This window comes from Acidisphaera rubrifaciens HS-AP3 (genome assembly GCF_000964365.1).
Taxonomy (GTDB): domain Bacteria; phylum Pseudomonadota; class Alphaproteobacteria; order Acetobacterales; family Acetobacteraceae; genus Acidisphaera; species Acidisphaera rubrifaciens.
This window is the reverse complement of record NZ_BANB01000220.1, coordinates 1-21031: the sequence shown is the minus strand read 5'-3', so window position 1 is coordinate 21031 and position 21031 is coordinate 1. Positions and strand designations below refer to the sequence as shown.

Below are 21031 nucleotides of genomic sequence, written 5' to 3'. Positions count from 1 at the left end.
CCCCGCCCCCGCCCCCGTCCCAGCCGCCGGCCCGGTCCGCTCCCGCGCCCTGAGTCCCGGCTGCCGCCCGTCACCTGCGTCCGGATCGCCATCACGCCCAGATACGCGTGCCGAGCGGCGCGTCGAGCACGATCGACCGTCCCTGCCCGGCCCGCAGCGACCCCAGCCGCGCCGGCAGCGCATGCGCGCGCAGGACGGAAATGCTGCCCGCCTCGCCCCGTTCTTGGCCCAACCGATCCTGGCCGCCCCTGTCGGGCTCGTGCCGCGGACGCAGCCGGTACAGCGCGCCCGGCGCCAGCACGACCAGATCTCCCGGCGCCAGCACCGTCTCCTCAAGCCGCGCCGCGTGCGTGGTCGCGAGCTGGGCGCCGATCTCCGCCCCGGTCATCAGCCAGCGCGACGTGCCGCCCTGCGAGAACTCCGGCATCATGTGTGCGCCGCCCACCGTCTCCAGCACGGCGGAGGTGCCGCTGCCCACCATCAGCAACGTGAGGCATTCCGTCGGCGACGGCAGATCGCCCTCGCCCGCTTGGCGGAATCCCGGCTCGGCCATGGCCGCGCCCTCCAGGATGACGACCGCCTGATCCTCCAGCACCGCCGCCAGCAGCCGCAGCGTCGCCTCGTCCAGCCAGCGCGCCAGCAGCAGCGCCAGATCGCGCCGCCCGCCGCCGGCATCCGACCAGCCGCCCGCGCCGGATGACGAGCCGGCACCCTCGCCCGGCAGCACCAGCCGGCCGGTCGCGATGAAGGAGTCCAGCAACGGCACCAGCTCGGCGCGCAGGATGCCGATCGCGACGCGGCCGTCGAGCGCCGCGCGGCTGTCGGACCGGTCCGTCCACAGGCCGCCCAGCAGCGTGCGGTACCGCGCCGCCGCCGGGAAGCGCGCATACAGCGGCGCCATCACGTCGATGAAGCCGGTCAGGCTCGTGCGCGGCAACGCCAGGTCGCTGCCCGCGAGGCGCACCGACACGAACGGCAGGTAGCACGGGTCGATGTGCCGGTAGAACGCGACCTCGTAGCCGCAGTCGGTGGACGCGAGTCCGGCGCCCGCCAGGTCGAGCCGCGGCAGCGACGCCACCGCCTGCCCGATGATCTGGTTGTCGAGTATTGCTTCCACCGCCAGCGGGCGGCCATGCACGTCGGCTATCCAGCCGGTCGCGCGGTCGAACGCGACCGTGTCGACGGAGCCACGGATCGTCACAGGCTGGCACCCTCCACCAGCGCCTCATACAGGCGCAGATGCGACGCGAGCGGCGTCTCCGCCTCGGCCTGCGCCGCGTCCATCCCCTCGGCCAGCGCGACGAGCCGTTCCGGCGCGCGCGCCAGATCGGCGAGCACGGCCGCCAGCGCCGGCGCGTTGCCGACCGGGAAATGCAGGCCGGTGCGCCCGTGCTCGACCTTCTCGCGCATGCCGCCGATATCCGAACAGATCACCGGACGGCGATTGCGGATCGCCTCGCGGATCACGACCGGCGCGTTTTCCCACCAGATCGACGGCATCACGATGACATCGACGCCCGCCATCAGCTCGTCGACCTGATCGCTGTCATAGCGGCCGTTGAGGCGCACGTTCGGCCCCGCCGTCTCCATCCGCTCGCGGAACCGCGTGCGGAATGCCTCGGTCTGCGACGAGTCGTCGCCGTTGATCTCGATCATCACCGGCGGCGCGTCCTCGTCGCGGCCGAGGATCTCCGCCGCATCGAGCAGCACGTCGATGCCCTTCAGCCGCGAGATCTGGCCGAAGAACCCGACCCGCAACGGCGTGCCCGGGCGCCGTGGCGCGGGCGGGGCGACGGAAACCGCGCGCGGCATCGGCAGCGCGGTCACGTTCTCGATCACCGACAGCTTCTCGCGCGGGATGCCCCACTCGGCATAGCGCTCCGCGAGGAAGGCGCTCGGCGAGATGAAGTGATCGACGAAGCGGAAGAAATGCTGCACGTACCGCTTGCGCAGGAAGAAATCCGCCGCGTCGCGCGACGGGAAACACTTGCTGCACGCGACCGGAGACGACTGGCGGCACAGCGCGAAGGTGTCGGGCTTCACCATCTGCCCCGAATGGTTGCAGATCGCCAGGAACTCATGCAGCGTCACCACGATGCGCGCCTTCGGCAGCGCGCGGCGCACATGCAGGAAAGCCTCCACGCCGAAATGCGCATAGTGGTGGAAATGCACGATGTCCGGCGACAGCCGGTGCAGCAGGCTGGTCAGCGCGCCCGGAAAGCGCCGGTCGTGATTGGCGAAGTTGAACCAGTCGAAATCCTCGACCGAATAGATGAACTCGTTGTCGGCGAACGGCTGCGTGATGGCGCTGCCGCAGCGGGCATAGGCATTCTCCCGCGCGCCGGCCAGCAGGAACGCCTCGTGCCCCGGCGCCGCGCCGACGCGGCGGAACAGCTCATAGGCCGCGACCTCCGCCCCGCCCTTGGAGATGCGCGGATGCGCGTGCGCGCACACCAGCACGCGCGGACCGCCCTGGCGTCCGGGCGCCGGCGAGGCGGCGGCCTGCTCGATGAAATGCGTATCGACGAGCGAGTCCATCAGACGGTCTCCTTCGCGCGCGGCATGCCGACAGGCTGCAGGCCGTGCGCTGCCGCCAGCGCCTCGCCCCACCGACGCTGATGCACCCACGCGTTATACAGCGTCAGGTTCATCCGCCAGGAATGCCCTGCGGCCTCCTGCGACTTGCGTTCCAGGTGATACATCCGCACGTCGCGATCCACGGCCGAGTCGAGACCGAGCGCCCGCGCCCGCAGGCACAGGTCGGAATCCTCGAAATCGCCGATCGCGTACACCTCGTCGAACCCGCCCAGCTGCTCCGCGAGGCTGCGGCGCAGCACCATGCAGGCGCCCGTGATGGCGATCGGGCGATGCACGCCGAGGCCCGACGGACGCCAGCCCTTGTTGTCGTGGAACGGGAACAGCCAGTTGCCGAAGTCGCGCTTGACCTCGTAGCTCATGCCGTCATGCTGGATCGTATCGTCCTCGAACGTCAGCAGCGGTCCGATCAGCCCGATGGAACTGTCCGCCTCCAGCCGCGCGATCAGCCGCTCGATCCAGTGCGGGTCCTCGGTGAACACGTCGGAATTGAGGAAGCACACGAACTCGCCGCGCGCATGCGCGAGCCCGATGTTGTTGGCGGGCGCGTAGCCGACATTGTGCTCCAGCAGCAGCAGGCGGAACGGGATGCCGAACCGCTCGGCCGCGCTCTCGGCCAGCGCCACCGTCTGCTCCGTGCGGCCCGGATCGTCCAGGACGAAGATATACTCCACATCCGCCGGCGCGCCGGTGCCGCTCAGCAGCGCCAGCTGGTATTCCATGAAATCGATGCGGCCGTACAGCGGCACGATAACGCTCGCGCGCGGCTCGATCGCCTCGGTGCCGAAGGCGATGCTGCGCACCTCCGGCCGTCGCGCCAGGCGCTCGGCGTTGATCGACCGGATCGCCGGGCCGATCACCCGGTCATACGCGCCCTCGAGCTGCTCATAGCGCAGGGTGAAGCAGCCCAGCATCCGCCGCATCGCCTCGGTCCCGCGCAGACGCGGCTGCGGCAGGCGCATGAAGCCTACCTGCCCGCCCGTCGTCGCGACTTCCAGATACGCCGTCTCGCCCTCGATCACGCTGTGCGGCAGATACACGACGAAGCCGCATTGCGCGTCGGTGATGCCGTGCGGACGGCCCACCGCGTCGGTCACGTCGCGCCGCTCGACGCGGACACAGGCTTCAAAATCGATCGGCGTGGAGCGGTTGTCGCAGACCAGCCGCACCTCGTCGAGCGCGCCCGGCTTGGCCAGCAGCCAGCCGATCAGCGCCACGCCCTCCGGCGGGCAGGCGATCACCTCGTCAAGTGCGAGGAACACGTCCGTCAGCGCATCGACCGTATCGACGCCGGCATACGCGCCGCGGTTGAGCGCGTTGACGATGCCCTGTCGCCCCTCGTCGGCCCACGCGTCCTGCAGGATCGCCCGCGTGCGCGCCGTCAGCTCGCCGTCGCGCAGATGCTGGATCGACTCGCTGGCATAGAAATGCTGCGGCCCCTCGCCGCCGTCGATCTCGACCGACAGCAGCCGCCCGGTCGCGCGCTGCGCCGAGCGCACCAGCAGCACCACGCCCTCGCCCTGTCCGGCGATGTCGGGCCGGCTGAAGAACGCGCACGTCGCCCGCCCGCGCACCCGCCCGCCCTCGAAATAGATCGTCACCGCCTCGCCCGCGTGGCGTCGGCGCAGCCGGTCCGCGCCGCTCCACCCGACCAGCAGCCACGCCTGGCAGGAGGGCAGATAGCCGAAGTAGTCGACATATCCCACGCCGCCGTCATGCCCGGCCGCGCCCTGCATGACATCGAGTGCCACCACCTCCGCCATCGGCCGGGACGGACGGTCCGCCGCCACGTCGATCAGCATGTGATGCACCACCGACGGCTGCACCACCGACACCGTGCCGCTACCGTCGCGTCTCATGCTACCTCCGTTTCGGCTTGCCGCGTCCGCCCCTGCGGGCCGCCGCGACGCGCACAGATCTGATCCACAACCATCCCGCCCACGTCCGTCTGCCAGAGCCACAGCCCGTTGGCCTGGCCCACGAAACTCGCCTCGCCACCGAACGTGCCGGACGGCACGAAACCATTCGCGAGCCCGAGCGCGAACAGGCCCGGCCACGGCGCGCCCGCGCCGTCGACCACCCGGCATGCGTCGTCGACCAGCGGCACCATCGCGTCGGTGTTGCCGCGCAGCGCCAGCGGCGCGCCGTCGATGTCGAGACACGGGACCAGCCGCGGCCGATAGCCGAGCGCCGCCACGATCAGGTCCGCCTCGCCGAGCATCGTATCGATCTCCGCCTCCGACAGCTCGCCCATCATCTGCAACCGCAGCCGCGGCTCCGGCGGCCGCCCGCCGAGCCCGCGCGCGCGCATCAGCAACTCGCGCGAGTCGAGCCGCAGCCCGGCGAGTCGGAAGACGCGCCCCGTCAGCGGGCAGATGTCGTCGGGTCCGAACTCGGTATAATTCTCCGCCAGCGCCGCCTCGGCGCTCGCATAGAAGACGCGCATCGGCCGGCGATGCAGGATCGTTACGCCGCCCGCACCGAAGGTCACGTCCGGCAGTTGCGTCAGCAACAAATTGGCCGCCGCCACCGCGCTGGTCGAACCGCCGACCACCACTGCCCGCGGCGCCGCGATGCCGCGCAGCCGCCGGGCGACCGCATCCCGTCCCGGCGCGCGGAACAGCATGCCGGACTGCACCACCGTCGCCGCATGGCGCGGCAGCAGCGGCGCCCCGCCCACGCGCTCGTGGCACAGCCGCTCGATCGGCTGCTCGCCGCCCATCGAGAACACCACGTTGCGCGCCAGCAACACGCGCGGCCCGCCGCCCGCCAGCCCGCGGGTCACCACCTGCCACAGCCCGTCCGGCGCGCGTCTCACCTGCAGCGCGGCATGCTCGGTGAGCAGTTCCGCGCCGCGCACGATCAGGATCGCCGACAGCCGGTCGCCGATCACCTGCATCAGCCGCCCGACGAGGCGCAGCGGCACCGCGCCCGGCATGTAGCGCGCCACGTCCAGCGCCGCCGGATGCGTCCGCAACGCCGCCAGCATCGGCTCCGTCGCGTTCTGCAGACAGTCGATGAATGTCTCCGCCCCGCTGTCGGAGGTGATGACGTAATCACCGATCGCCCCACGGCCGATCTCGCTCGCGCGCTCGACGATCGCGAGTCCGTCGTCGAGCAGCGCGTCGAAGGCACCCCGCCGCAGCGCCGCAAGCAGCAGCGCCACGCCGCCGGGCCCACCGCCGAGGATGACGGTGCCGAACACCTGCGGACCGCTGACCGGGGGCGCGTCGCTACGCACGTGGGCGGCGTCCGGACATCAAGAGATGCTTGCCGACATCGGCCAGCCGCGGGTCCGCCGACAGCTCGCGTTGCAGCGCGAGGAACATGTCGGGATCGGTCTGCATCGCGCGCGTGCATCCGGCGCTGCCGATCGAGCTCGCGGAGACAAGCAGCCCGTGCGGCCGCACCTCCGTCAGTCCGGCGGCACGGAAGTCGGCGGCCAGCCGCGCGGCATCGTAGAGATGCACCTGCGCGCTGCACCCGTTGGTCTCCCACACGCCGACGCCGGTGCGCAGGCGCAACAGCGCCTCTTCCACCTTGCCGAGGCGCATCAGCTCCAGCACCAGCGCCACCAGCGAGTCGACATACACGACGAGCACGCCGCCCGGCCGCACCCACGAGGCGAAGCGCGCGATCTGCCGCGCCGGATCGGCGGTGAACTGCACCGACCCCATGGCGAACACCGCGTCCGCGCAATTGGGCGCGACCGCGACCGTCTCCATGCTCTCGCGCAACAGGGTGAACGACCCGCCCAGGGCGCGCGCCTCGATCTGACGCACCATCTCGGGCGACTGCTCGATGCCGATCACGCGATGGCCGCGCTGCACCAGCATCTCCGCCCAGCGGCCGGTACCGCAGCCGGCATCGATCACCGTGCATGCACGCGCCGGCAGCAGCGACACCGCCTGTTCCCAGGCCAGGAGATCATAGGCGCGGCGATGGCTCGGCGTCGCGTAGCCGACGTCGTATTCGCCGGCGAGCGCGTCGTAGAGCCGGGTGCTGTCATAGGCGCGCCCGCCGCTCTCGTCGCGTTTCTGCATGTTGTGCGTACTCATGGGGTGACGTCCGGATAGGGTGGGAGCGACCAAACGGCGCACAGACGGGCGAACTTGCGTCGCCGCGCTGGCTCAAGCGCCGCCACCGCCGCGCGGTTGCGGGTGAAGAATGCGTTCACGATGACCTCGTCGCCCTCGAAGCCCGGCACCGGTTCCGTCCGGCGAAGCACGAGGCCGAAGCGCGCGAGCAACTCTACGATGTCGCCCAGCAGGGCCTGGCCCTGATAGACGGGATAATGTGCCGCCTCGGTCTCGACACCGAGACATGTTTCAAGCAATCCGCCGAAGCCGAGCAGCACCTCGTACTCGAAGCCCTCGACATCCAGCTTCACCACGTCCGGGGCAGGCACCGCGCCCGCGGCGTGCAGCAGGTCATAACGGGTGCAATCCACCGTTACCTCGCCGACCGTCTCGAACAACGGTGCGATGCGGTACTGGCCGAGGACGTCCGTGTTCGGCCGCCGCATCGACGTGCAGCCGAACCAGTGCGCGACATGGAGCGTGCGCGCGCCGGGCCGGTGCGCCAGCCCCTGTTCGATCACGCGACCGCCGGGCATGCGCCCAATCTGCGCGCGCAGCACCCGAGCCTCGGCCGGGTTGGGCTCGAACAGCACCGGGGCCACGTGCTGCGCATGACGCAGCCACGCGGGCTGCAACCCCGCCGCCGCGCCGACATCGACCAGAACCAGCTTCTCCGCCGCGGGCACTTCGTCCAGCCAGTCATCCGCCGGCGCCGTCGCCGGGTCGAACCGCGACAGCGCCGCCAGTGCCCGCCCCTCGCCCATATAATCGCCATCGCCCTGGCGGAACCCGACGGTCAGGCTCTGCCCGCGGCCGATGAAGCGCGCGGTGACGACGAAGCCGCCGTCCCGCGTCTCCACCGACGCCGCGTCGCACAGCGCGCCGCGCGTCAGCGTGCCGTCGGGCGCCAGGGTGAACAGCGCGCCGAACTCCGGCTGCGCCACCTCGAAGCGGAGATCCCACGCGTCTGCCGCCGCCGCCTCGAAACGCAGCGCGACGGTCAGCGTCACCCGCCGCATGAACAGCGCGCCGGCCGGCACCCGCGCGACATGCGCGCCCCACGCCTGTCCGTCGGCCAGCAGCACGCCGTGCGGCCCCGTGCCGACGCGCTGCAACAGCCCGTCGAACACCCAGCCATCCGTCGCGTCCACCGATACGGACATGACGGTCATGCCACGTGCGTTCCGAACACCTGCACCTGATCCAGGTGCAGACACCCGTAGCCAGGCCGCGTCACCCGCACGTAGCGTGCCCGGACCGAGGGAAGCATGACGACCAGGGGATTGCCGTCCGCGCCGCCCCAGTCATCGGCACGTTCCTGCCGGTGGACCTGCTCCCAATCCCGCCCGTCGCGCGACACCTCGATCACTGCCCCCGCCGCGCGGTCGCGATGCCCGAGTCGGTTGTAGATGCGTATCTCGCGCAGGTCGTACAGCGTCTGCAGATCGACCATCCACCACGGATCGTCCTCGTACTCCGTGTGGAACGCATAGCCGCCGGTGATGCGTCCGTTGACCGCCCGCCCGGCATCGGCGGCGATGTCCGCCCCCGCCGACCATCGCGACAGCGAGCTTTGCCGCGCCGGCTTGCCGCGCGACACCTCGGGCCACGTCTCCGGCGTCGGGAACAGGATCGGCACCAGCTGGTCGATCACGTCCTCGCGCCCCAGCTGGGACAGCCGGCGCAGCAACGCCGGCGCATAGGTGCCGACCGGGAAATCCCGCAACCGCTCGAGGGTGACATCGTCCTCGAGCACGACATCCTCGGGCGTCGGATGACCCTCGATCAGCGACTGCGCGTAACGGGCGCCGTCGAGCACGGGATGCACCACCACCGCGTCCAGCCCGTCCGACAGCTCCGTCTCGCGCACCGGCGGCCAGGGCTTGAAGTGATCGACGCCGCCGAAGCTGGAGAAGGCGCCGAGCCGCAACCCGCTGCGCCGCATCTCCGACCCGACGAAACCTTCCGACAGCGGCCAGGCGGTCGGACGCTCGGCGTCATAGGCAAGGGTATGGCGGCGGCGCGCGTCGAACAGATGCGCCACGGCGGCGGCCGAATAGACGGATACCGCGATGAAATCCGGCTGCAGCTCGTGCGGCTTGTAATGATCGGCGCAGGTCGCCGACCAATACCACGGCGCCGTGCCTTCATCGATCGGCTCGGCGATGTAATCCAGCCCTTCGGCTGCCGCCTGCGCCAGCAGCGCGTCGACATCGGTGTTGATCGCGGCGTCGTACTCGACGCGCACGTAGTAGTCGTATCGCGGCGCGTTACGGAACAGGTAGTACATCGGATAGTCGCCGTTGTGCCATACGACCGACCGCATCCCGAGCGGCGCGAGACCAAGCGCCACCAGCATGTCGTCGGACACGCGCAGGACGCGCGGGTGATTCACCGGCCCGGGATCGCCGTGGCTGACGTCGAGGAACACGTACACGTCCCCCGCGCCCACCCGCTGGCACAGCGCCTGATACCGGCGCTCCACGAAATCGTCCCAGACATAGGTGATGAACAGCACCGCATAGCGCGGCGTCGGCGGCGGCTCCGCCGGCCGCGCAGCCACCTCGCCACCGATGTCAGTGTCGGCATCAGCGTCGGCATCGGCCGCGCCCTCGACCTCCGCGTCGGCGTCGGCGTCGGCGTCCGCCGCGGCATAGGCGACCACGTGCGGCGCCGCCATCTCGGCGGGCGCGGCGAACGCCGGCTCGCGCATCTCGCCGACCCGGACTTCCTCGATCACCGCGGGCTCGACCAAAATCGGCTCGACCCGCACGGCACCATACGGCGCCGCCTCCGGGGCACCCGCCCCGGCCGCCTCGACAGGCGGCGCGTCCCATTCGGCCGGCTCCTGCCGCATCCGCCGCAGACGCTCAAGCCAACGTTGTTTCAACGTTCCCATTTTCGCCACCAATCGCTAATTCACTGCGCCCGCGAGCGCCGCCGCCGGCCGCATGCCGCGCGTTGGCGCCGCCGCCTCGACCGCGTGCAGCACGTCACAGACCTCGGCCACTTCGGCCTCCGTCATCGTGTCGGCGATCGGCAAGGCGACGATGCGCCGCGCGACCGCCGCGGTGTGGCGCAACGCGCCGGCGACCGCGGTCGACTGAAAATACGGCTGCTCGGCAAGATGCGGACTGAAATAGGCGCCCGATCCGATCTCCCGGCGCGACAGCGCCTCGCGCGCGGTGGTGCGCGCCACATGCGCGGGCGGCAGCACCGCGACAAAGGGCGCCGCGTGGCGCAGCCCGGTCGCCGCCTGGAACGTCCAGCCCGGCAACTGCGCGCGATACAGCGCCTCCAGCTGCCCGCGACGCTGCAAGACCGCGTCAAACTCATCGAGCTTGGCGAGCGCGAGCAGCGCCATCACCTCGCTCAGCTTGCCGTTGATGCCCAGCATCGTCGCGCTGCGCGGCTGGCCGAAGCCGAAATTGGCCATCTCGCGCAGCGTGGCGACCAGCGCCGGATCGTCGGCATAGACGAACCCGCCCTCGCCGACCGCGAAGGTCTTGGTCGCGTGCATCGAGAACACCACCGGGAACGGCGCCCCGGCGGCGAAAGGCCGCCCGTCCGGATCGAGCGCGCCGAGCGAGGCGGCCGCGTCGACCACCACCGGGATGCCCCACTGCGCCGACAGCCGCGCATAGGCCCTGAGGTCGAGATTGGCGCCGAAGGTGGCGCAGGGGACCATCACCGCGATCTGGTCGCGATACAGGTGCAGCAGCCGCTCCAGCGACTCCAGGCACGGCATCCAGGTGTCGGGATCGATGTCGCAGAACAGCGGCGTCAGGCCGCACCAGATCGCCGCATGGGCGGTGGCGGCAAAGGTGAAGGATGGCATCAACGCATACCGGCGTGTGCCGGACGGATCGGCGCCGACCGCCGCGCGTATCGCCATCATCAGGCCGATGGTCGCGTTGTTGACGGTCAGGACGCTGCCGGTGCCCTCGAAGCGCTCGGCCAGCAGCCGCGCCTCGAACCGGGTATTCACCGGGCCGAAATTGGAAAACGTGCCGGAGTCCTCGATCTCCCGCAGCCCGTCCGCCAACCCGCTCAACCGGCAGGGCGTAGGACGCAGAAAGGGTATCGGCATGACGACGGCGCACTCCGTGTGGCGGTTCAGCGTCCGGTGGGGAGCACCGACACCGGTGCCTACAACCATCAGCAGAACGTAAAAACCACGTTGGAGTTATACAACTGTGAATCAGACGTAGGCCGAACGGGGTATAAGACTAGGTCGTACGGGGTACCCCGTGTCCCGCCCCCCGCCGGCGGCATCCGACCGCCCGCTTGAGTCAGCCGGCGGCCAGCAAACGCGCTTGCCACGCCAATAAATCGGGCCCCGCGTCGGCCCGCAGCTTGCGCGCGAAAGCGTGATGCGGCTCCGCGATCGCCGCCGCCTCGGTCGGCCCGGCGAACACATAGGGGCGTGGTTCGCGGCTCCAGTCCACCAGCACCGGGCTGTTGCAGACGGGCCGATCGGCCGCGAAATTGCCGATAATTGTCGAAATCATGATCTCGTCGGGCACGGCGGCATAGCGGAACGAGTCCACCAGCCACGCATCGGACCGCCAGACCTCCAGCACCCGGTCGGCCGCGACCCCGGTCAGCGCCCACCATTGCGAGGCATAGAAAATCGGGATCGGCTTCTTGCCCCGCTTCATCAGCGCCGCCGCGCCCGCGATCAGGTCGACCGCGTCCGTGTCCAGCGCCGACGCCTCGATCGGCCGCGGCAGCAATGTCAAAGCCTCGTGATCAAAGCAGTAAAACCCCTGGTAGCGTGCCAGGAACGGATCACCCGCCTCGAGACGCCGCAACGAGATGCGCTCGATGTCGTCTGTCATAAAACGGCGCAGCGCAACCGGGCCGAGCAGCGGGAAACAATCATCGGACAGCAGCACCAGCCGGTCATAGCGCTGCCGGCGATAGGCCGCCTGCAGCAGCGCCAGTTCCGCGCGCATCATCGAGAACCCGCCCCAGAACACCCCCACCCGGTCGGATGTCACCTGACACACCGCCCCCGCCGGCCCCAGCGCGCGCAGATACGCGCCTAGGTCGGCCTTGGCGTCGACATGCAGGAAAACGTCGAACCCGGCCCGCTCCAGGACCGGCAGCGCCGCGGCGAGCACCTGCGGCGCGCGATAGCCGAGCACCAGCGCAGCGAGCCTCATGCTGCGGTGCAGTGCGAACGAGCGGCGTACAGCAAGATCCCTCCGTCGCGACCCGCGCGTGCAGCCGGCGGCGCGCGGTGACTTCCCGTTGCATCCTCATATGCGCACATCGTCGCGTTGCGCAAAGCGGACGGGTCCAGCAACAGCGCGCCGCGCGCCGCCGCGTTGCATGCGCAACCCTGGCCCGACGCACTTCCGCCCCGCCGCATGCCGGCGCAGACTTGCCGCGTCACGGCATGGGGACGGCACGGCATGTATGTCAGCGCGGCGGACGGCACGCGGCTCTATGTGGAGGAAGCGGGCGGCGGCACACCCATCCTGTTCATCCACGAATTCGCCGGCAGCTACGCGGCGTGGGAGCCGCAGATGCGCTTCTTCAGCCGCCGCCACCGCTGCATCGCCTATTCGGCGCGCGGCTATCCGCCCTCCGACATCCCGGCGGACCCCGACCGCTACAGCCAGGCGATCGCCGTGGACGACGCGCGCGCCGTGCTCGACGCACTCGGCATCGACCGCGCCCACGTCGTCGGCCTGTCGATGGGCGGCTACGCGACCGTGCATTTCGGCATCACCCATCCCGGCCGCGCCCGCTCGCTCACCATCGCCGGCGCCGGCTACGGCAGCGATTTGTCGGAGCGGGCGGCCTTCCGCGCCGGCGCGCAGGAGACGGCCGATGCCTTCGAGCGCGTGGGCGCCCGCGCCCATGCCCATGTCTACGGCGCGGGGCCGGGCCGCCTGACCTTCCGCGCCAAGGACCCGCGCGGCTGGCGCGACTTCATCGCCCGCCTCGCCTGCCACAGCGATGTCGGCGCCGCCAACACGATGCGCCGCGTGCAGGGCCAACGCCCATCGCTGTACGAGCTGGAGGACGCGCTGCGCCGCGTCGATCTCCCGGCGCTCATCATGTGCGGCGACGAGGACCTGCCCTGTCTGCTGCCCTCGCTGTTCCTCAAGCGCACCCTGCCGCGCGCCGGCCTCGCGATCCTGCCGCAGACCGGCCACACCCTGAACCTGGAGGAGCCGGCCGCCTTCAACGCCCTGCTCGCCGAGTTCATCGCCCAGGCCGAGGCCGGACGCTGGCCCGCGCCCGACAGCGCCTCCGACACCGCCGCCGCCTGACCCGCGATCACGCCGAGGACTGCCCCATGCCGCGCCGCATCATCGACCTCTCCGTCGCGCTGGAAAACGACGTGCCCGCCGATCTCGGCCCCGGCCCGCGCATCACCTACGCGGGGCATGCGCAGACGGCGCCACAGATCGCCGGCTACTTCCCCGGGCTGCGGCCCGAGGACCTGCCCGACGGGCAGGGCTGGGCGGTCGAGCAGGTGGACCTGTCCACCCATAACGGCACGCATCTCGACGCGCCCTGGCACTTCCACCCGACGATGAACCACGGCGAGCGTAGCTGGACCATCGACGAGGTGCCGCTCGACTGGTGCTTCCAGCCCGGCGTGAAGCTCGACTTCCGCCACTTCCCGGACGGCTACGTGGCGACGCCCGACGACGTCGCGGCCGAACTCGCGCGCATCGGCCACACCTTGCGCCCGCTGGAGATCGTGCTCGTCAACACCGCCGCCGCGGCGCGCTACGGCACGCCCGACTACGTGCCGAGCGGCTGCGGCATGGGGTATGCGGCGACGATGTATCTGCTGGAACGCGGCGTGCGCCTCACCGGCACCGATGCGTGGAGCTGGGACGCGCCCTTCGTCCACACCGCGCGCCGCTATTCGGAGACCGGCGATGCCTCCCTGATCTGGGAGGGGCACAAGGCCGGGCGGCATATCGGCTACTGCCATCTGGAGAAGCTGCACGCGCTGGAGACGCTGCCGCCGGACGGCTTCATGGTGGCGTGCTTCCCGGTGAAGCTGCGCGCGGCGTCGGCCGGGTGGACGCGCGCCGTCGCGATCCTCGACGACTGAAACGATCCGGCGCGGTCAGTCGTCGCTCGCCTGCACCGTCTCCAGCCAGGTATAGATCTTCCAGATCGTCGTCTCCGGCAGCGCGCCGCCCCAGGTCGGCATGCCCTTGTCGGGCCGCCCGTTCTCGACCGTCGTGTGGAACACCTGCGCCATGTCGTCGCCGTAGCGCAGCCGCAGATGCCGCAGGTTGCGCTCCGGCAGACCCGTCACCGCGTCCGGCCCATGGCAATGGGCGCAGGTCTCGTTGAACAGCTTATGACCCGCGGCGGCGGCGGCGACGTTGCCCTCGTACGGGTTGCGGACCACCTCGGCGGCGCCGAGCAGAATCGCCGCCGGCAGCAGCAGCGCGGCGGGAAAACAGAGTCGTCGCATGCGAACGTCCCGGCATCTGACACGAACGAAAAAAGGAGGGCAGCGGCACGCGGGGGGCGCGCCGCTGCCCGGGACGACGCGGCCCTACTTCGCCGGCAGGGCGAAGACGAACATCGTCGCCCCTTCCGGCACGGCGGCGGAAATCTTCGCCCCCAGCGCGCCGGCAAAGCCCGGCGGTCCCACCAGACGACCGGACAGCGCGGCGACATATTGCCGCCCGTCCACCTCATAGGTGATCGCGCCCTGCGAGATGCCCGACCCGGTGGGGAACGACCACAGCACGTGCCCGTCCTTGGCATCCACCGCTTTGAACACGCCCTGCATGTTGCCGTAGAACACCAGCCCGCCCGCGGTGCTCAGCGCGCCGCCGACGAACGGCATGTCCTCCTTGATGCCCCAGACCTTCTTCTTCTCGACCGGGTCCCAGGCGATGAACTCGCCCCCGTTGCCGCCCGGACCGGCATAGCAGCAGTTGAACTCCGTCCCGAGATAGAACAGCCCCTCGCGCGGCACCGCCACCTTATGCCCGACCTCGTCCATACACAGGTTGAACGTCGGCACGTAGCTCAGCTTGGTCTGCGGATCATACGATGTCGGCGGGAAGTTCTTGCCGCCGTAGAAGCTCGGGCACAGGTCGCGCGCCCATTTGTCGATCATCGGCCGGTGGCCCGCGACCTCGATCGGCCGTCCGTCCTCGGCGATGCCCTTTGACCACGTCATGTGCACGAACGGATCGGCCGACAGCAGATGGCCGTTGCGCCGGTCGAGGACGTAGAAATACCCGTTGCGGTCGGCCGTCATCAGCGCCGGCACGCTCTTGCCGTCGACCGTGAGATCGACCAGCACCTTTTCGTTCACCCCGTCATAGTCCCAGGCGTCATAGGGCGTCTGCTGGTAGTACCAGACGATCTTTCCGGTATCGCCGTCCAGCGCGAGCGTGGACGAGGTGTACAGATTCGTATTGCGCCCGTAATTGCTGCTGTCCGGCCCGCGCTGCCCCGCCGCCCACGGCGCCGGGTTGCTGGTGCCGTAGTAGATCAGGTTCAGTTTCGGATCGTACGAGCCGACCAGCCACGCATCGCCGCCGCCATGCAGCGCCGTCTCGGTCGACGGCCAGGTCTCGCTGCCCTTCTCGCCCGGCGCGGGCGTCGTATAGGTGCGCCAGACTTCCTTGCCGGTCGCCTGGTCGAACGCGGTGATCGACCCGCGCGTCGCATATTCGCCGCCGGCATAGCCGGTGACCACCAGGTTCTTCACGATGGTCGGCGGCGACGTCATGTCGTCGCCCTTCTTGTAGTCGGAAACCTTGGTCTTCCAGAGCTGCTTGCCCGTCTTGGCATCCAGCGCCACCAGGTACCCGTCGAGCCGGCTGACGAACAGCCGCCCGTCGGCATAGGCGGCACCGCGGTTGACCGAGCCGCAGCAGACGGCGGCGGACACGTCGGCCGGCATCTCCGGCGCGTATTTCCAGCGGATCGTGCCGTCGCGCGCGTCCAGCGCATAGACGTATTTCGGCCCGCGCGGCGAGGTGACGTACATCGTGTCGCCGATCACCAGCGGCGTCGATTCTTGCCCCTCCAGCACGCCGAGCGGGAATGCCCACGCGACCCGCAAATCCTTGACGTTCGACGTGCTGATCTGATCGAGCGGGCTGAAGCGCGTGTTCGACTGGTCGTGGCCATAGCTCGCCCAGTCGCCGTCGCCCGCCCGCGCCCCGCCGAGGCCGAGCGCCAGCAGCGCCGCCGCGCCGAGCGCCAGACCGAGATGTCTTCGCATCCGCATCAAACACCCTCCCCAACCGCGCCTTGTTTTCCTCCGTCGCGCATCGCGCGCGCACGGCCCGGCGCGGGGATCGAGTCGTAGCTGCCGATGATACGATAGGGAAATACGAGTTAGGCTTGACGCTATGCGTTGTTGCTCATGGCACGGCTACAGCAGCCGCAGCCCCCGCCACGCGCCGCCCGCGACCAGATCGCGGATCACGTCCTGGATCAGCCGGCGGCACGCATCCGCCGCGTCCGACGGCGCGCTCGCGTCGCTGCTGCACAGCATTACCTCCCGCGACAGCCCGCCCTCGAACGGATGTACGGACAGCCGGCCGGACGCCGCGTGGCGGTGCAGCGCCGCCCACGGCATGACGCTCGCGCCCAGGCCGCTGCCCACCGCCTCCAGCAGGCTCGGCGGCGAGTCGATTTCCACGGCAACCGTATAGCCGATCCCCTCGCGCAGCAGGATCGTCTCCAGCGCCACCCGTATGCCGTGCGGCCGGCACGGCAGGATCAGGTCGTGGCGACCCAGTTCGGCGAACGGCACCGGCGCCATCGCGGCGGCGCGCGCGGCGGCGGGGGCCACGATGAAATACTGCTCCTCGGCCGCCAGCCGCTCCGCCGTGATGCCCTTGACCGTCGGCTGGTCGAACAGCAGCGCGATGTCGAGCCGCCCGTTGACCAGCAATTCGCGCACCAGCCGGTTCGGCAGCGCCGTGATCTCCGGCCGGATCGCCGGATGCGCCTGCCGCAGCGCCGCCAGCAGCGGCACGCACAATATCTCCGCCGTCGTCACCGACAGCCCGATCGACACCTGACCGGACAGCACCCCGTCCGCGTCCCGCACCGCGCGCCGCGTCTCGTCCAGCTGGCGCAGCAGCGCGCGGGCATAGCGGTACAGCGTCCGCCCCGCCTCGGTCGGCGTCGTGCCCTGCGGCGTGCGGTGCAGCAGACGCACGCCAAGCTCGGCCTCCAGCGCCGCCACCTGATGGCTCAGCGCCGGCTGCGCGATCCCCGCGAACTCCGCCGCCCGCGACAGCGAGCCGAGATCGACGATGTTGATGAAGTGGCGCAGCGGCCGCAGGTCGAGCATCGGCGTCCCCCGGGCGCAGGCCCCGGGGGTGACCCTACCCCACGCCGCGCCCCGCGCAACCGCCGTGCAGCGGGGCGACCCAGGGGGGCGACCCAGGGGGGCGACCCAGCCAGCCGCCCCCGGAGCCTCAGCCGTGCCGGTTGACCGCCCCGCCGTCGATCGTCACCACCGTGCCGCTGATATAGCCGGCGCGGTCGGACGCCAGGAACGCCGCCAGCTCGCCCACCTCGCGCGCCTCGGCCATGCGGCCGAACGGCAGCGCGCGGACCTGCGGCAGCTCGGCCCAGCGCTCCGGATCGCCGAACTCCGCCTCCGCCCAGCGGCGCACCAGCATCTGTGCCCGGTCGGTCGCGACCAGCCCCGGATTGATGCCGACCACCCGTATGCCGCGGTCCGGGGCCGCGGCGCCCAGGGCGCGGCTGAACGCCATCAGCGCGGCGTTGCCCGTGCTGCCGACGATATAGCCGGCGTTCATCCGCTCCCCGGCCGCGCCGATGATGTTGACGATCACCCCCCGCCCGCGCGCCGCCATGCGCGCATGCAGCCCGCGCGTGACGTTGATGAAGCCGAACACCTTCAGCTCCCACGCCGCCCGCCACGTCGCGTCGTCGATCGCATCCAGCGTGCCCGGCGGGTTCGCCCCGGCGTTGTTGACCAAGATGTCCACGTCCGGCCACGCGGCGCACAGCGCGTCCTGTTCCGCCGTGCGCGACAGGTCGCAGACATGGATATCGACCGGCAGGCCCGGGTGCGCCGCCCGCAGCGACGCCGCCAGCGCCTCCAGCGTCTCGCGCCCGCGCGCGGCGAGCACGAGGCCGCAGCCCTCCCCGGCCAGCACCTCCGCCGTCGCCCGGCCGATCCCCTTGCTCGCGCCCGTCACCAGGGCGCGCTTGCCGCGCAGGCCAAGGTCCATGCTCTCGCTCTCCGTCCGTCGTTGTGTCGATGATGGCCGCGCCCGGTCAGCCGCGCACCAATGGGCAGTCGCTCGCCGACAGCGGCCGGAACGCCCGGTCCGCCGGTATCGTCGCGCGCAGCCTATAGTAGTCCCACGGTCCCTTCGACTCCTGCGGCGTCTTGACCTGCATCAGATACATCGGATGCATCAGCCGCCCGTCCGCGCGGATCGTCCCGTCATGGACATAGAAATCGTCCACCGCCGCCGCCCGCATCCGCGCCATCACCGCACGCCCGCCATCGTCGGGTCCGGCGGCCAGCGCGCGCAGGTAATGCCGCGTCGCGGAATAGACGCCCGCCTGCGCCATCGTCGGCATCCGGCCGAACCGCTTCATGAACCGCTCCGACCACGCCCGCGCCGCCGGATCGCGGTCCCAGTAGAAGGCGGTGACGAAGGTCAGCCCCTGCGCCGCGTGCAGGCCGAGGCTGTGCACGTCGCTGACGAACAGCAGCATCGCCGCCATCGTCACGCCGGACTGCGGCAGGCCGAACTCCGCCGCCTGCTTCATCGCGTTGATCAGGTCGCCGCCGCCATTGGCGAACGCCACCACCTTCGCCCCCGACGCCTGCGCCTGCACCAGGTAGGAGCTGAAATCCGCCGTGCCCAGCGGATGGCGCACGCTGCCCAGCACGCGCCCGCCATGCGCGATCACCGCCGCCCGCGCGTCATGCTCCATCGAATGACCGAAGGCGTAATCAACGGTGACGAAGAACCACGTATCCCGCCCCGCCGCGACCAGCGCCTGCGCGAGGCTGGTGGTCAGCGCGTAGCTGTCATACAGCCAGGATGCGGCGGTCGGCGTGCAGTCGCGTCCGGTGAAATCAACCGACCCCACCGCCGTGCCGATCGCGACCCGGTCATGCTCGGCCGCGACGCGCTCCACCGCCAGTGCCACGGAGGAATTGTCGAAGCCGATCGCCATGCCCGCCGCGTCCACGTCGAACCATTTGCGCGCGATCGCCGCGCCGATATCGGCCTTGTTCTGATGGTCGCCGACCAGGATCTCCACCGGCCGCCCGGCGACCGACCCGCCCGCATCCGCCACCGCCATATGCGCCGCGACGACGGAGCCCGGTCCGCCCAGATCGGCATACAGGCCGGACTGATCGTTCAGCACGCCGATCCGCACCGGCGTCGCCGCCCGCGCCGGACGGATCACCGCCGGCAACAGCGCCGCCGTCCCGGCGGCGCCCAGCAGCCGCCGCCGCGTCAGGCCCTCGCCTGTATTCATGTCCGCGTCCCCCCTGCCGGCGCGCGCACCACCCCGGCGGCGAGCAGCGCGCCCACCGCGTCGGCGTCGAAGCCGAACCCGGCCAGCACCGCCCGCGTGTCCCCGCCCAGCGCCGGCGGCGGCACCGCTTGGTCCGGCGCGGCATCGGGGCCGAACCGCACCGGCATCGCCGCCTGACGCAGCGGCGCCCGCCCGGCCCGCGCGATCTCGGCCACCAGCCCGCTCGCCAGCACGTGCGGATCGGTGAACACCTCGTCCATGCGCAGGATCGGCCCCGCCGGCACCCCTGCCGCGATCAGCGTGCGCGTCAGCTCCGCCCGCGTGCGGTCGCGCATCGCCTCGCACAGCGCCTCGCGCAGGGCGCCGCGGTTGCGCATCCGCGCGGCGTTGTCGGCATAGTCTGGATTTTCCAGCAGTTCCGGCCGATCCAGCACGCGGCACAGCGTCTGCCACATCGCCTCGGTCGCGGCGGCGATGTTGAACGGGCCGTCCGCCGCCTCGAACACGCCATAGGGGCAGATCAGCGGATGGTCGTTGCCCTGCGCCGCCGGCACCTCGCCGAGCGAGAGATACCGTTGCGCCTGAAACGTCATCAGCCCGGTCAGCCCGCCCAGCAGCGACGTCTCCACCAGCCGCCCGCGCCCGGTGCGCGCCCGCTCCGCCAGCGCCGCCACCACGCCGATGGTCAGCCACAGGCCGGCCACCAGATCGCCGATCGGGATGCCCACGCGCAGCGGCCCCGTCGCCGCGTCGCCGTTCAGGCTCATCAGCCCCGACATGCCCTGCGCGATCTGATCGAAGCCGGGCCAGTCCTCATACGGGCCGCCACGGCCATAGCCGCTGATGCTCGCCACGATCAGCCCGGGATTGCGCGCCGAGAGCGCCGGATAGTCGAGCCCCAACTCGTGCAGCACGCCGGGGCGGAAGTTCTCCACCAGCACGTCCGCGCGCAGCGCCATGTCGTGCAGCAGCGCCCGCCCCCGCGCGTCGCGCAGGTCAATCGCGATGCTGCGCTTGCCCCGGTTGGTGCTCTGGAAATACAGGCTCTCCCCGTCCGCGTCGAACGGCCCCCAGCCGCGCGTCATGTCGCCGCCCGCCGGCTCGACCTTGACCACCTCGCAGCCCAGGTCGGCGAGCGTCATGGTGGCGAACGGCCCCGCCAGCGCCCGCGTCAGATCGAGCACGCGCACGCCCGCGAGCGGCAGGCTCATGCGCGCATCCTCATCCGCTCGAAGCGTCGCCGCATCGTCCCTCCCGTCGCGCCGTGCGCCGGCGTCGTCTGTCCGGGGCGACGCTAGGGGGCGCGCGGACGGCGCGGTAATAGTATTTGCGGCTGCCGCCATGAACGAACAGGCATGACGCCGCTCAGTCCAGCAGGGCGGGCGGCGCCTCCGGACGCGGGTTCGGGTAACGCAGCCGATAGCGCATGTCGTGCGCGTGCAGCGGCGCGCCGCACCCGTCGCAGACCAGCAGCGGCACGAAATCGCAGCCGCAGCTCCGATGCGTGAGGATCAGCGGCGGCCCGTCCGGCGCGAGCCACCGGTCGCCCCAGCGCAGCATGTGGATCATCGGCAGATAAAGCGCGCGCCCCATCGCCGTCAGCCGGTACTCGTGACGCGCCGCCCCCGCCGCGTCCGGTGCCCGCGCCAGCAGCCCCTCGGCCACCAGCCGCGCCAGCCGGTCGGCCAGCACGTTCGGCGCGATGCCGAGCCCGTCGAGCAGCGCATCGAACCGCCGCACGCCGAAAAACGCCTCGCGCAGCACGAGAAAGCTCCACCGGTCGCCCACGGCGGCCAGCGCGCGCGCGACCGATGACGGCCGCCCCCGCTCGAACGCCGCCGCGTCGCCCGCCC

General features: G+C 71.0%; 18 protein-coding genes. 2 read left to right on the top strand and 16 right to left on the bottom strand.

Going from position 1 to position 21031, the window contains the following annotated elements; all coding sequences use genetic code 11:
* Positions 1–91: 91 nt before the first annotated feature.
* From B8460_RS07685 to B8460_RS07650, 9 genes are all read right to left on the bottom strand, one after another.
* Entirely contained in the window at positions 92–1201 is a 1110-nt protein-coding gene (locus B8460_RS07685) for a hypothetical protein (RefSeq protein WP_048861000.1), read from the bottom strand.
* Positions 1198–2538 carry a glycosyltransferase gene (locus B8460_RS07680; RefSeq protein WP_048860999.1) on the bottom strand — a complete coding sequence of 447 codons (1341 nt, stop codon included), beginning with the start codon at positions 2536–2538 and terminating at the stop codon, positions 1198–1200. The genes B8460_RS07685 and B8460_RS07680 overlap by 4 nt, the downstream gene beginning before the upstream one ends.
* Positions 2538–4454, bottom strand: a complete 1917-nt coding sequence (locus B8460_RS07675; RefSeq protein WP_158322750.1) for a glycosyltransferase family 2 protein — start codon at positions 4452–4454, stop codon at positions 2538–2540. Before B8460_RS07675 ends, B8460_RS07680 begins: the two co-directional genes overlap by 1 nt.
* Positions 4451–5836 (bottom strand): hypothetical protein, encoded by a 1386-nt coding sequence (locus tag B8460_RS21745; protein WP_048860997.1) that lies wholly within the window; start codon positions 5834–5836, stop codon positions 4451–4453. The genes B8460_RS07675 and B8460_RS21745 overlap by 4 nt, the downstream gene beginning before the upstream one ends.
* Entirely contained in the window at positions 5829–6653 is an 825-nt protein-coding gene (locus tag B8460_RS07670; RefSeq protein WP_048860996.1) for a class I SAM-dependent methyltransferase, read from the bottom strand. Before B8460_RS07670 ends, B8460_RS21745 begins: the two co-directional genes overlap by 8 nt.
* On the bottom strand, positions 6650–7846 hold the full coding sequence (locus B8460_RS07665; RefSeq protein WP_048860995.1) for an FkbM family methyltransferase: 1197 nt from the start codon (positions 7844–7846) through the stop codon (positions 6650–6652). Before B8460_RS07665 ends, B8460_RS07670 begins: the two co-directional genes overlap by 4 nt.
* Complete coding sequence (locus tag B8460_RS07660) at positions 7843–9564, bottom strand: discoidin domain-containing protein (protein ID WP_158322748.1); 1722 nt, start codon at positions 9562–9564, stop codon at positions 7843–7845. Before B8460_RS07660 ends, B8460_RS07665 begins: the two co-directional genes overlap by 4 nt.
* Before the next feature lie 24 nt (positions 9565–9588).
* Positions 9589–10764, bottom strand: coding sequence for a DegT/DnrJ/EryC1/StrS family aminotransferase (locus B8460_RS07655; RefSeq protein ID WP_158322746.1), 1176 nt, complete (start codon positions 10762–10764; stop codon positions 9589–9591).
* Positions 10765–10966: 202 nt separating this feature from the next.
* The gene (locus B8460_RS07650) at positions 10967–11842 is read right to left on the bottom strand and encodes a beta-1,6-N-acetylglucosaminyltransferase (protein WP_048860993.1); all 876 of its coding nucleotides are present in this window, start codon (positions 11840–11842) and stop codon (positions 10967–10969) included.
* A gap of 252 nt (positions 11843–12094) precedes the next feature.
* Between B8460_RS07650 and B8460_RS07645 the strand changes: the two genes are divergently transcribed.
* A complete protein-coding gene (locus B8460_RS07645) occupies positions 12095–12961 on the top strand; it encodes an alpha/beta fold hydrolase (RefSeq protein WP_048860992.1) in 867 nt (288 codons plus the stop codon).
* 26 nt (positions 12962–12987) lie between these two features.
* On the top strand, positions 12988–13761 hold the full coding sequence (locus B8460_RS07640) for a cyclase family protein (protein ID WP_048860991.1): 774 nt from the start codon (positions 12988–12990) through the stop codon (positions 13759–13761).
* A gap of 15 nt (positions 13762–13776) precedes the next feature.
* Here B8460_RS07640 and B8460_RS07635 read toward each other — a convergent pair whose 3' ends face one another.
* From B8460_RS07635 to B8460_RS07605, 7 genes are all read right to left on the bottom strand, one after another.
* Positions 13777–14133 (bottom strand): c-type cytochrome, encoded by a 357-nt coding sequence (locus tag B8460_RS07635; protein ID WP_048860990.1) that lies wholly within the window; start codon positions 14131–14133, stop codon positions 13777–13779.
* Between the two features lie 84 nt (positions 14134–14217).
* Complete coding sequence (locus B8460_RS07630) at positions 14218–15915, bottom strand: pyrroloquinoline quinone-dependent dehydrogenase (protein ID WP_084623315.1); 1698 nt, start codon at positions 15913–15915, stop codon at positions 14218–14220.
* 147 nt (positions 15916–16062) lie between these two features.
* Positions 16063–16992, bottom strand: a complete 930-nt coding sequence (locus B8460_RS07625) for a LysR substrate-binding domain-containing protein (protein WP_048860989.1) — start codon at positions 16990–16992, stop codon at positions 16063–16065.
* Positions 16993–17119: 127 nt separating this feature from the next.
* On the bottom strand, positions 17120–17905 hold the full coding sequence (locus tag B8460_RS07620) for a short-chain dehydrogenase/reductase (RefSeq protein ID WP_048860988.1): 786 nt from the start codon (positions 17903–17905) through the stop codon (positions 17120–17122).
* Between the two features lie 46 nt (positions 17906–17951).
* On the bottom strand, positions 17952–19178 hold the full coding sequence (locus tag B8460_RS07615; protein ID WP_048860987.1) for an ABC transporter substrate-binding protein: 1227 nt from the start codon (positions 19176–19178) through the stop codon (positions 17952–17954).
* On the bottom strand, positions 19175–20389 hold the full coding sequence (locus B8460_RS07610) for a CaiB/BaiF CoA transferase family protein (RefSeq protein ID WP_048860986.1): 1215 nt from the start codon (positions 20387–20389) through the stop codon (positions 19175–19177). The genes B8460_RS07615 and B8460_RS07610 overlap by 4 nt, the downstream gene beginning before the upstream one ends.
* 154 nt (positions 20390–20543) lie before the next feature.
* Positions 20544–21031: winged helix-turn-helix transcriptional regulator (locus B8460_RS07605; RefSeq protein WP_048860985.1), on the bottom strand; the 488-nt coding region annotated here is incomplete at its 5' end.